We start from the raw sequence: 12,772 nt of genomic DNA on the forward strand, positions 1-12,772 counted from the left end.
TGGTGAGACCGCGTGCCCCTCAGAAGCCGTTGTGCTTCTACGGTGAGTGAGCGGGGTCAGGCTCTGGTCTGCTTCGGTTGCTGAGGAGTCGAAAGCGGGCCAGCCCCTCAACCAAATAGACAGATCATGTGACTGTTCCGCTGTTTTCTGGTCGGTGATGGTGATCTGGCCCGCGCGTGAGTGTGTAGGGCGCGGACGGCCTGCTCTTCGAGCACGATGTCGTCGCTGGTCAGCCAGATCAGCAGGACGATCGGGATCATGGTGTGGTGAGGGACCCGCTTGAGCGGTGAGCGCTGGCGAGCCTTGAGAAGTTCGTAAAACAGGCTGCGCTGGTGGGCTGGGAACATACCAGGATCGCGGCCGCGCTGGGTGCTCTTGCGGAAGCCGGGCGATTCGAGCAGACCGACTTCGATCCAGTCGGTGATCATGCGGGTGCTGGCGTCTTCCACGCCGAAAGCCTTGGCATCGCGCACGAGATCCTCGGCCGTCCCCGGCTCAACCTCGCTGACCTAATTCGTTGGTAGCGGCCGCGTGGAGCCAGGTGGGTAACATCCGGTCGTTCGAGTGGTGAGGGCCGTCACGCCTTTTTGGAGCGGGGCTCGCGAGGCCTCTGGTTAGACCGTGCGGTCGGTCCTCGTGGTGGTGGCGGTCGCGTGGGCGCCGGGCGGATGCCTCTCGCTGACATGGCCGTCAAGGCCTCCCTGCAGAGCGGCGGCGTTCGGCGTCTTCGTGGCCGCCACCACTGATGCCGTGGTTATTCGTTGATCTTCGTGGTGCGAGCCCGCCGCGTGGTGACCTCTTGTTACGCCTGAGCCTCTTCCGAGCTCCCGCATAGACCGAGGCCCGCGTGGCGCGCTGGTGCCACGAACGGCTAGCGAGGTGGCGGCCCGGCCCTGGCGCCGAGGCCTGGAATTAGGTCGCTGCGTGGCCCGCATGCGCTCGTAACCAGCGCAAACAGCCCATGCTCAAGGGGAGGAGCACACTTGATCTACTGCGGAATCGACTGGGCCGAACGAAGCCACGACGTCGCCCTGGTCGACGACTCAGGCCAGCTCCTGGCCAAGCGCCACATCACCGACGACGCGGCCGGCTACAAGATCCTGCTGGACCTGCTCGCTGAATACGGCGACGCCGAAGACGACCCGATCCCGGTGGCGATCGAGACATCCCGCGGCCTGCTCGTCGCCGTCCTGCGGACCGGCAAGCGAAAGGTCTTCGCCATCAACCCGATGGCCGCCGCCCGCTACCGCGACCGGCACAGCGTCAGCCGCAAGAAGTCCGACCCCGGCGACACCTTTGTCCTGGCAAACGTCCTCCGCACCGATATGCACGCCCACCGGCCCCTGCCAGGCGACAGCGACCTGGCCCGCGCCATCGCCGTCCTGGCCCGGGCTCAGCAGGATGTGGTCTGGAACCGGCAGCAGGCCGCCAACCAGCTCCGGTCACTCCTTCGGGAGTACTACCCAGCCGCCCTGGCGGCTTTCGAGCCGTGGAAGAACGGCCTGTGCCGCCCCGAGGCCCGCGAACTCCTCAAGGCAGCCCCGACGCCGGCCCGAGCCGCCCGGCTGACGCGCACACAGATCGCGGCCGCGCTCAAGCGGGCCGGCCGCCAGCGCGGGATTGAGACCGAGGCCGAGCGGCTCCGCGAGGTCTTCCGCGCCGACTGGGCTCACCAGCCGCCTCTGGTCGAGGATGCGCTCGGCAAGCAGATGCTCGCCCTCCTCATTCAGCTGAACGCCGCCTGCACCGCCGCCGATGAGCTCGCCGAGGCGGTGGAGGAGGCTTTCCCTCAGCACCCGGACGCCGAAGTGATCACTAGCTTCCCCGGTCTCGGCATCCAGCTCGGCGCCCGGGTGCTCGCCGAGATCGGGGACGACCGGGCACGGTTCGCCGACGCCCGCGGCCTGAAGGCATACGCGGGTGCCTCGCCCATCACCCGCGCGTCCGGGAAGAAGTCGAGCATCACCCGGCGGTGGGTGAAGAACGACCGCCTCAACCACGCCGGCTACCTCTGGGCCTTCGCCTCCCTGCGGGCATCACCAGGTGCCATGGCCCACTACCGGCGCCGCCGCGACGAGCACGGAGACTGGCACGCCTCAGCTCAGCGGAACCTCTTCAACCGAATGATCGGGCAGCTCTACCACTGCCTCAAGAACGGCGTGCTGTTCGACGAGCAGACCGCCTTCCCCACCGAGCTTGCCGCCGCGGCTTGACGCCTTAGCTTCGCGAGGTGTCTGCAGGTTCATCACGCCCTGGAACTTACACCGGAATCGGGCCCAGCTTTTGGGCTACCGCGGATCCGGCCACGACAGGGTCACCGGCGTGATATCGGAACGCCCTCGCGCCGGCGATCCTGAGACGGGAGCGAGGGCGCGAGAGCGAAGACAACCCGAAGGAGTGCCATGTCCCACCGCAAGCGCCGCTCACGTCCACAGCCACGCCGCACGGACCGCCCCCGGACGCTGGAGGCAGCGGCGGGTGCCCTCGTGGCGGCCGTCATCGCGACGACCGTCAAGGCGCTTGCCGCTCTGCTCCACCTCGGGTGACCCCGTACGTTTCCATCGCCTACAGCAGCGCCGACGGTCCCATGGCGCCCATAGTCAAGGTGCTGGCGAAGGTCAAGGCCGCTCCGGCCTCGACCCGGGTGGAGAGCGTGGAGCTCATCGTCCTGCATCGCGACCGGCGTATGTACGAGTGGGAGGCGTACGCAACCATTCCCCTCGCGTCCGGGAGCTGATAAGGCGATCCGTGCTTTCGTAGGCGCTGGCCTGCGGCGGCGCCTACGAAAGCACGGGCCTTGGCACCAAGGCTCCGGAGATACACGCTCATGGGGTGGGGGCGTGGACATCGAGGAGCAGATCCAAGCGGCGCAGAGCTGGCAGCCAGGCAATCCGGGGCCGCGTCCGTACGACGCCTGCCGCCAGACACAGCACCTCGCAGCCCGGTCGCGACCAAGCAGGTGCCGCCGTGCCCCAACGGGACCGGGCGAAAGGCCCGCCGCGAGCTGGACACCCTGGCCCGCCTCCTCGAGCGCGAAACTGAAGGCCGCGGACCGCCGCCAGGGGTCCGTCGTCCGCCGGCGACGGACGGGAGAGGTGTCCAGGGACAGCGATCCCTGGCCGATTGCCACTCAGCATGGACCCATGGCCTGGGACACTGCCGGGCATCGTCCATTTGTCCAGGGAGCCTTCCGTGTCTTCACAGCAGCCCGTACCCGCCGATCTCGCGCGCGAGGCCCGTGACCTGGTGGAGCAGGTCAACCATGCCGTCCTCGATGCGCCTGAGGCACTCACTGCGCCGCGGATCCATGAGACGACAAGGGCTCTGATGCAGCTCGTCGAACGGCTGCCGCAGACCTTTGAGCAGCTGGCCGATGTCCTGGAGCTGCGCGCGAGGGAGGGCGCCATCCGGATGGACACCGCGGAGGACCCGGACGCCGCCGCTCGCGCCGCTGCGGAGGATCTGCGCGCCGCCGCTGCGGAGGCCCACCAGCTCGCCCGTCACCTGACCCAGCCGGCCGGGGCGCTCTTTTCGATGGCCCACCACGACTGACCCAGACCGCCAGACCGCCAGACGGCCAGGTGGCAATCGGTCAAAGTTCACCGTCACGGAACTGGATAGGGCCCGTCAGGCGCCGTCGTCGCTCGGGTGCGATCGACTGCAACACCGGCCGACGACGGTGCAACACCGGTGTGCAACAGCGGACCGCGTCGCACACCTGAACTGACTGGACAGACCCCATGCGACCGGCCACCATCGAGGGTGGCAGCCGGTCCAGGGACCGGTCTGGTGAGCTGCGGTGTGAAATCAACGTGCAGTCGCGGGTACCACTGGAGGGTGGCGTCGTCTGTGTGACGCGGCCACTTGAGTGAAGGTGGCGGAAGGTGCATGTCGCGCTCCGGTCGAGTGGGAGGTGATCACGTGGCGGAGTCTCGCGGTCGCTGCTCTGCCTGCCTGATTTAGGGAGTACATACACCTGCTCCAACCGACGGCTCCGTGCACAGCATTTCCGGCATCCTGCTTCCCTGCTGCAACAAGGGGACAGGCTCCCCGCTCCCAGGCAGCTGCGCCCACCGGAGGTTCCCGTGACCTCAGATCCCACCAGCGACAGCGAAGCATCCTCCACGCAGGCCCTCTCGACCACGGCCTGGTGGGTCGCCCACCACCTTGCCGCAGCCCCCCGGGGCGGCGAGACCTACGCCCACGAACCGGCTGTCGCAGATCTCCTCGACCGGTGCCCTCTCCCCCCGCGCGACCTGTTCGGGCGGCCGTCCAAGCTGATGAGTAGATACCTCCTCATGCGACGCCGCCTCTTCGACGCCCAGGTGTCCGCTTTCCTCTCCCGCCACCCGCGGGCGACTGTGGTCAACCTGGGCGAGGGAATCGACACCCAGTTCTGGCGGTTGGACAACGGCCAGGCCCACTGGTTGACCGTGGACTTTCCCCAAGTCCTCAACTGGCGACACACGGTGCTGCCGGGCTCCTGTGAAAGACAGCAGACCGTCGCCTGCTCCGCCACCAGCATCCAGTGGACCCGATCCGTGCCGCCACAGGAGAACGTACTCATCAGCGCCCAGGGCCTCGTCCCGTACCTGCGCCGAAACGAAGTCACCGAACTGATCGCCATGTGCGCGGAACGCTTCCCGCATGCCGTCATGTACTTCGACGCATACCCCCGCTGGGTCACCTTTCTGGCACGCCGCAGACTCCTTCGCACCGGCCGCTACAAGCTTCCGCCCATGTTCTTCTCCGCCCGTCGAGACTTGTGTGCCAGCCTGCTGGCACTTCACCCGCACCTCACCCGAGCCGGCGTTCTTCCTTGGTCCGAAGGCGCCGGCTTGACTGGAATGCTCTTTCGGCACGCTCACCGGGCCAGGCTGCTGCCGCACCTGCTGCCAGCCATCGTGTGCCTGGAGATCAAGCGCTCCGAGCCCGACGGAAGCCCAACTTCTGAGCCGATGCCGCGGTAGCGGAGAGCAGGATGAGCACGCCACCGTACCGGGTATCAAGGCTTGTAATGAGCGACTACGCCCAGCGGGTTGAGGCCCCGCATCGGTAGTACCTCGCGCACGTCGACGGTGCTCTTCGTGGCAGCATCCGCGCTGCCGCTGACCGCCTGCCGTGCTTTGGCAGCCACACCTTTGGAGATCATTCGCAGTGAACGCCCGCATCAGCCCGGAACGGGATCAGCAGATCGCCATTGTCGGTGCCGCCTGCCGCCTGCCCGGAGGCATCGTCAATCTAGACGGTCTGTGGCAAGCCCTGGAGCAGGAACAGGACCTGATCGGTGAGGCGCCCGCGGAACGCTTCGACCGTGACCGCTTCGTCGATCTCGACATGCCGCGTCCGGGCAAGAGCTATACGGCGGCGGGCGGTTTCCTTGACGATGTGGCTTCCTTTGATGCTGACTACTTCGGTATCACGCCGAAGGAAGCCGCGCGGATGGATCCTCAGCACCGGATGCTGCTGGAGCTGGCGGTGGAGGCTCTGGACGACGCCGCTCTGCCGTTTGGGGTGCTGGCCGGTTCGGACACCGCGGTCTTTGTCGGTATCTCGGATGCCTCCTATGCCGCGCTGCAGATGATGCAGCAGCGGTCGGTCAACGCGTACACCATGGCCGGCGGCGCCTCCAGCCTGGCAGCGAACCGCATCTCCCACTTCCTGGACCTGCGCGGGCCCAGCATGGCGATCGACACGGCCTGTTCCTCATCCCTGGTGGCCCTGGACAGGGCCTGCCGCACCCTGCACGACGGCACCAGCCGGACGGTTCTCGCCGCCGGCGCGAACATGCTGCTCAGCCCCTACCACTACGTCGGCTTCTCCCAGGCGGCCATGCTGTCGAAGCAGGGCAGGTGCGCGGTGTTCTCCGCGAACGCGGACGGGTTCGTGCGGGCCGAGGGCGGCGGTGTCGTCGTGCTCAAACGGCTGCAGGACGCTCTTGCCGACGGCGACCGCATCCACGGTGTCATCGTGGGCAGCGGATCCAACAGCGACGGCCGCACCCCGGGGGTGTCCCTGCCCAACCCCGACGCGCAGGAGGAGCTGCTGCACACGGTCTATGCGCAGGCCGGGGCCGATCCCAAGGACTTGGTGTATCTGGAGGCGCACGGCACGGGCACGCTCGTGGGTGATCCGGCCGAGTGCCGTGCGATCGGACGGGCGCTGGGAGCACGCCGCAGCACTGTGCTGCCGATCGGCTCGGTGAAGTCCAACCTGGGCCACCTGGAGCCGGCCTCCGGGATGGCGGGCCTGTTCAAGGCGCTGTTGGTGCTGCGGCACGGGCTGACCCCGGCCACGCTGCACACTCAGCCTGCCAACCCCGACATCGACTTCGCCGCTCTCAACCTCGAACCGGTCGCCCAGGCCACTGCGCTGGAGCCGGTCGACCGGCCTTTGGTGGGTGTCAATTCCTTCGGGTTCGGCGGCTCCAACGCGCACGTCATCCTCACAGCCGCCCCCGCGGCACCCATTGTGCGCCAGCGGGGCGGAAGCGAGGAGGCGCCGCTGCGGCCGGTCACTGTCTCGGCGCACTCCCGGCAGGCTCTTCAAGAGGCCGCCGCCCGCATGAGCGCGCACCTGAAGAAGACTGATCCGGCGGACTTCTACGACCTGGCGCATACGGCGAGCGTGCGCCGCGGTCTGCATCGGCAGCGGGCGGTCGTCCTCGCCCAGGGCCCGCAGGAGGCAGCGCAGCGTCTGGCGCGGCTTTTCACTCGGCGGGAAGCTGATGAGGAGCAGTCCACGCAGTCCTTGCCCGGCGCAGAGTGGAGCGGCGCCATCGGCAAGGCGGTCGAGCGCGGGCGGGTGGCGTTCGTCTTCTCCGGCAACGGTTCGCAGTGGGCAGGCATGGCGGCCGGCCTTCTCGCGCACGACGCCGCTTTTCGTGACGCTGTGCACGAGGTGGACGCCGTACTGCGCCCGCATCTGGGCTGGTCGGTGGCAGAGCGGCTCCACACCGTCACCGCTGAGGAGATGGCAGCCACCGAGGTGGCCCAGCCCTTGCTGTTCGTGGTGCAGGTAGGCGTGGCCGCCGTCCTGCGCCGGCGCGGCATCATCCCGAGGGCGGTCCTCGGGCACAGCGTGGGCGAGGTGGCCGCCGCACACGCAGCGGGGGCCCTGAGTCTGGAGCAGGCAGCCCTCGTGATTACGGAACGTAGCCGCGCCCAGGCACGAACGGCCGGCAACGGCCGCATGGCAGCCCTCGCTCTGCCGCCCGGGCAGGTCACCGAGGTTCTCGCCGATTATCAGGGGGTGGAACTGGCCGCGGTCAACTCCGCGCAGGACGTCACGGTGGCCGGGCCCGCAGATGAGGTGCTCCGGCTGGCCGCGGACATGGACGCCCGGGGCCTTGCCTGCACGGTGCTGGAGTTGGACTATGCCTTCCACAGCTCCACCATGGACCCCCTCCAACAGCTGCTGCGCGAAGCCCTGGAAGGGCTGGCTCCCTCATCGACACGAATCCCGCTGTACTCCACCGTGACCGGCAAGAAGGCCGACGGCACGGAGCTGGATGGAGCCCACTGGTGGCGCAACGTCCGTGCCCCCGTCCAGTTCTCCTCCGCGCTCGATGCGGCCCTCGCGGACGGAGCGGACGTCCTGGTGGAGATCGGCCCGCACCCCGTGCTGCGCTCCTACCTGCGCAGGGCCGCCGCCCAAGAGCAGGCCGAGGTTGCGGTAGCGCCCACCCTGCGCCGTGAAGCCTGTGGCACGGCAGCCCTGCGCCACACGGTCGAAGCGGTGATGGCGGCAGGCGCCGACCTCGACTGGGGCGTGTACTTCCCCCAGCCCGGCCAAGTGGCAGACTTGCCCGCGTACCCGTGGCAGCGCAAGCGCCACTGGCAGGGCGCTGCGCAGGACTGGGTACGCACCAGTGGCAGCGGTCTCATCGACCACCCGCTCCTGGGAGAGCGGATGCCCGGCCCCCACCCCGTCTGGCACGGGGCGATCGAGCCGGCGCTGGTCCCCTGGCTGGTCGACCACAAGATCGCCGGATCTGTCATCATGCCCGGCGCCGGTTATGTGGAGATGGCCCTGGCCGCCGGGCAGCTCGCGCTCAACGCGCCGGTCGAGGTGGACCACCTCCAGATCGCTGCTCCTCTGGCGGTGCCGTGGGCGGATGCCTCCAGCGTCCACACGCAGGTGGCGTTCAATCCCGACGACGGGCGGCTGACCATCACCAGCACCGACCCACACAGTCGCGAACCTCGCCCGCACGTGCGTGCACGCGTGCGTGCACGGCTGGGAACCGCCCCTGAACCCTCAGACGTAGCCCGCATTCGGGAGCGTTGCCCTCAGCACGTGTCTGCTGCCGACCAGTACACGGAACTGGACCGGCTGGGTCTGAGGTATGGGCCGGCGTTCCAGGTGCTGACCGAGTTGAACGCGGGCGAGGGGGAAGTGCTGGCCCGCTACGACCACGGCTCAGCCGATACGCAGTTCGCCGTGCATCCGGCACTGCTGGACGGGGCCCTGCAAGCCGGGACGCCGCTCTTGAGGAACAAGGTGCTCGACGGGAAGACGGCCTACTTGCCGTCGGGCATCGCAGGGGTGCGGTGCTGGCGCACTCCCTCCCCTCAGGGCATCATTCATGTGCGCGAGCGGTCTTACACGGCTGCAGAGGCGTGCTGGGATATCACCGTTGTCGACGAGGACGGCACTGTCAGCGTCGAGTTGGAAGGGTGCCGCCTACGCCGGTTCACTCACCCCGACCACGCGCCCATCCTGCACCAGCACACCGAGATGCGCGCCGCTCCGTTGCGCCGCACACCGGCCACGACCAGTCCGCTGCCCACGGCGACGCACCTCGCCGCGGAGTGCGCAGAACTGATCGCCGAACGGCGCCATGCTGTCGCACCCCTGCAGATGGAGGCCGCGTTCGCCCTGCTCAACAACGCATACGTGCATTCTGTTGCCGGAGCGGCTGCTGAATTCCTGCCAGACCCCGCAGCACCCTTCACCATTGCGGACTTGGTCCAAGGGGGGCTGCAACCGAAGTTCACCGCGAAGTTCGAGCACGCGATGTCGATGCAGGAGTGGCGCAGCATCGCCGAACCGGTCGGTGCCGGTGCGTGGCGGCTGACCTCTGCCCCGCGAGTGCAGGCCCTCTACGGCGAGGCAGCACGCCACCACACCAGCTTTGGCGGCCTGTTCGTGCTCAGCGCACGAAACCATCTGAACAACAGCGCTATCCTGCGCGGTGCGGCGGACGCTCTGAAGGTACTGGCCTCGGACGGCGCGGTACCCGCCCTGGAGCAGTTCTACGACATCGCGCCAGTGGTTCGTTTCTACAACGGGGCCGCGCAGGTGTTCGTGCGCGAGATGGTGCGGAGGTGGCCGGCTGACTGGCCCCTGCGGGTGCTGGAAGTTGGGGCCGGCACCGGCGGCATGACCAGCGCTCTGCTGCCCCTGCTGCCGGCAGACCGCACCACCTACCTCTACACCGACCTCTCCCCCTACTTCCTGCCGCGCGCACAGCAGCGCTTCGGGCACTACGACTTCGTCCAGTACGGCACCTTCGATCTGGACGCCGAGCCGGCCGAACAGGACCTGATCGAGGGCAGCTTCGACCTGGTCATCGCGGCCAACGCCTTGCACACCAGCAAGGACCTCACCGCCGCGGTACGCCGGGTCGCCGCCCTACTGGCACCCGGCGGGAAAATGCTGGCCTTCGAAGCACATTCCACCGACGCCCTGGCCCCCTTCTTCGGCCTGCTGGACAGCATCTGGCATCACCGCACGGACCACTCGCTGCGCCCGGTTTCCGCTCTGCTGCCCAGCGCGGCCTGGCCGGAACTCCTCATGCGCTGTGGGTTCGACGACGTCGCGCAGGAGCGTCAGGAGGGCGGACCCCTCGGTGAGGGCCTGTCGGTTCTGCTGGCCACTGCTTCCAGCAAGCCCCGCCCTGGTTCTGGCCCGGCAACGGACCAGGACGAGCATGCGCCCTGCACCGTGGTGCTGGCCAGCGAAGCGCCCAGTGAGGAGCTGTTGGCTACAACGGTGGAAGCAGAACTGGCCAGCAGCGGAAAGTGTGCCGTCCGACGCATCCGAGCCAGTGAGAACACTGGCGACTGGGACTCCGCACTCACCGCGGTGGATGGAGAGGTTCACCTGCTCCTGCTCTTGGCGGACACCGCCTGCGAGGACCCGCGGGAGCTGCCGGCCCACGCCGCCCGGCGGGCCGCAATCCTGCGCGCCATGGCGCACGCGTGCCGGCGGACAGCCTCGGCTTCCCCCGGCTGGCTGTGGCTCATCACCCGGCCCAGCGGTGCGTTGCCCGCGCCCGAGCAGCCCACCACGCCAGCCGATGCGGTTGCGTGGGGCATCGCACGCACACTGGCCAACGAATGCCCAGATCTCCAGGTGCGCCGCATCAGCCTGGAGCGCTCCAAGGATCAGAGCAGCGACGCGCGGCGGCTCGCCGACGAGTTGCGCGCACGCACCGAGGAAACCGAAGTAGCCCTGACCCATGGGGGCCGGTTTGTTCCCCGCGCACTGCCTCTGCCTGCCGCCACCGGCCGAACCCCGCATAGCTATGCCCTGAGCGTGCGCACTCCTGGACTGTCCTACGGCCTCGCGTGGGAAGGCACAGAGCCTGCCGTCCCCGGCCGGGAAGAGGTCGCCGTGGCTGTGCGCGCTACGGCGCTGAACTACCGTGACATCATGATCGCGGTCGGACTGCTGCCTCCCGAGGCACAGGAGCACACGCCGTCCAGTGTGCCCGGTTTCGAATGCGCTGGTGTGGTGACCGCGGTCGGAGAGCGAGTCAGCGGGTTGCAGGTTGGCGACCGGGTGTACGGGATGGCGCTTGGCGCCCTGGCCTCGCACGCCATTGCTCCGGCACAGGCGTTTCACCGGATGCCGCAGAACATGACCTTCGAAGCCGCGGCCACGATTCCGATCGCCTTCTCCACCGTCCACTACAGCCTGGAGCACTTGGCGCGGCTGCGCGAGGGAGAGACCGTGCTGGTCCACGGGGGCGCTGGCGGCATCGGGCTGGCCGTCCTGCAGTTCGCCGCCCTGCGCGGGGCGCACGTCATCGCCACCGCGGGCACCGAAGCCAAGCGTGACCTGCTGCGCATGCTCGGGGTGCAGCACGTCATGGACTCGCGCAGCCTCGACTTCGCCCCCGAGACCATGCGGTTCACGCAGGGCCGCGGCGTCGACGTGGTGGTCAATTCCCTTGCCGGTGAGGCCATCAGCCGCAGTCTGGAGTTGCTACGCCCTGGTGGCCGATTCATCGAACTAGGCAAACGCGACATCCTGGATAACAACCCGCTGTCCCTGCGCCCTTTCTACGACAACCTCGCCTTCTTCGGCGTCGACCTCACCATCCTCGTGCAACAGCCCGACGTGGCCCTCACACTGACAGAAGAGGTCCATCGGCGCGTTGAGACCGGTGACTACCGGCCCTTGCTGCACTGCGTCTATCCGGCCGCCCGGGTGGCGGAAGCGTTCGAGCTGATGCAGCACTCCCGCCATGTCGGGAAAGTCGTCGTCGCCTTCGACCCGATGGACGAACCTCCCGCGGTGGAACCCGCTCCCCAACACGTGCAACTCGACCCGAACGGCACCTACCTGATCACCGGCGGCCTCAGCGGGTTCGGTGCCGCCACCGCCCGGTGGCTGGCCGACCGCGGCGCCCGTCACCTCAGCCTGGTCAGCCGGCGCGGCCACCACGCCCCCGAAGCCCCCGCACTCCTGGAAGAACTGACCCGGCGTGGCGTGCACGCACATGCCTGTGCCCGCGACGTCACCGACGAAGACCGTATGCGCGTGCTCCTCGATGACATCGACACAAGCGGCCATCCGCTGCGCGGCGTGGTGCACTGTGCCATGCACCTGGACGACGCGCCACTGGAGGAGCTGACCGCCGAACGTTTTACCGCAGTGATCGCTCCCAAGGCACAGGGGGCCGCGGTTCTAGACAAGCTTACTCGCAGCCGGGATCTCGACCTGTTCCTCATGGTCTCCTCGGTGTCCGCGGACGTCGGCAACATTCAGCAGGCCCCGTATGCGGCCGGCAATCTCTTTCTCGAAGCACTGGTCCGTCAACGGCGTCAGGCTGGACTGCCTGCTCAGGCCATCCGCTGGGGAGCACTGGATGAGACTGGCTACGTCGTCCGCGAGAATCTCGGCGCCCAGCTCGCCGCTGTGGGGATGGAGCCACTCGGTCTGAGAGATGCCTTCGCCGCCCTCGATGACGTACTCACCCGGCACGTCCCCGTATCCGGTGTCGCCCGCTGGAACTGGACCCAGTTCCGCGGTCTGCTGAGCTCAGCCAGCGAGGCCCGATACAGCCTTCTCATCCCGCCGAACGAAGAAATCGACGGCCAGACGCAAGAGGCATTCCTGGCCTCCCTGACAGCCATGTCGCCCGAGGAAGCCCGCGCGGCACTACAGAAGGCCATCACACAGGCCCTCGCCAAGGCCATGCAGATTGAACCCGACGAACTCGACCCGCAGCGGCGCCTCACCGACCTTGGAATCGACTCCCTCATGGCCACCGAACTCCTGGTATCGGTACGCCAGCAGTTCGACGTCGACGTCCCCCCGATGGAACTCCTGCGCGGCGGCTCCACCCTCCACGACCTCACCACCCTAATCCTGCTGCGCCTGGGACTCGCCACCCCAACCACACCCGGCCCCGCTGGCGACACCACCGGCGCCCGGCTTCCCTCCCAACCCACCCCGGCCAAGCCAACCGCCGACCTCCCCACCTGACGGTCAGGCACCCAGACCCACCGACTACCGACCGGGGTAAGCGACCAGCCGA

At 68.2% G+C, this 12,772-nt stretch carries 7 protein-coding genes; 6 read left to right on the forward strand and 1 reads right to left on the reverse strand.

Features of this window, described 5'->3' with window-relative positions; translation table 11 throughout:
• Window positions 1-107: 107 nt before the first annotated feature.
• Entirely contained in the window at window positions 108-473 is a 366-nt protein-coding gene (locus J7E86_RS12950) for a hypothetical protein (protein WP_215081772.1), read from the reverse strand.
• A 510-nt stretch (window positions 474-983) separates the two neighbouring features.
• On the opposite strand from J7E86_RS12950, the gene J7E86_RS12955 reads away from it, so the two are divergent.
• From J7E86_RS12955 to J7E86_RS12980, 6 genes are all read left to right on the forward strand, one after another.
• Window positions 984-2,213, forward strand: a complete 1,230-nt coding sequence (locus J7E86_RS12955) for an IS110 family transposase (protein WP_215081773.1) — start codon at window positions 984-986, stop codon at window positions 2,211-2,213.
• Window positions 2,214-2,402: 189 nt separating this feature from the next.
• The gene (locus J7E86_RS12960) at window positions 2,403-2,546 is read left to right on the forward strand and encodes a hypothetical protein (protein WP_215081774.1); all 144 of its coding nucleotides are present in this window, start codon (window positions 2,403-2,405) and stop codon (window positions 2,544-2,546) included.
• Window positions 2,543-2,737, forward strand: a complete 195-nt coding sequence (locus J7E86_RS12965; RefSeq protein ID WP_215081775.1) for a 2'-5' RNA ligase family protein — start codon at window positions 2,543-2,545, stop codon at window positions 2,735-2,737. Before J7E86_RS12960 ends, J7E86_RS12965 begins: the two co-directional genes overlap by 4 nt.
• A 455-nt stretch (window positions 2,738-3,192) precedes the next feature.
• Window positions 3,193-3,552, forward strand: coding sequence for a hypothetical protein (locus tag J7E86_RS12970; RefSeq protein WP_215081776.1), 360 nt, complete (start codon window positions 3,193-3,195; stop codon window positions 3,550-3,552).
• Window positions 3,553-4,085: 533 nt separating this feature from the next.
• Window positions 4,086-4,970, forward strand: coding sequence for a class I SAM-dependent methyltransferase (locus J7E86_RS12975; protein ID WP_215081777.1), 885 nt, complete (start codon window positions 4,086-4,088; stop codon window positions 4,968-4,970).
• Between the two features lie 187 nt (window positions 4,971-5,157).
• A complete protein-coding gene (locus tag J7E86_RS12980) occupies window positions 5,158-12,720 on the forward strand; it encodes an SDR family NAD(P)-dependent oxidoreductase (RefSeq protein ID WP_308312575.1) in 7,563 nt (2,520 codons plus the stop codon).
• The last annotated feature ends 52 nt before the right edge of the window (window positions 12,721-12,772 follow it).

The sequence above is a fragment of the Streptomyces sp. ISL-11 genome, assembly GCF_018614525.1.
In the GTDB taxonomy this organism is placed as follows: Bacteria; Actinomycetota; Actinomycetes; order Streptomycetales; family Streptomycetaceae; genus Streptomyces.

What these genes read in the sequence shown, in the direction of transcription:
- J7E86_RS12960 (WP_215081774.1), top strand. Translation starts at nt 2,403, where the DNA reads ATGTCCCACCGCAAGCGCCGCTCACGTCCACAGCCACGCCGCACGGAC.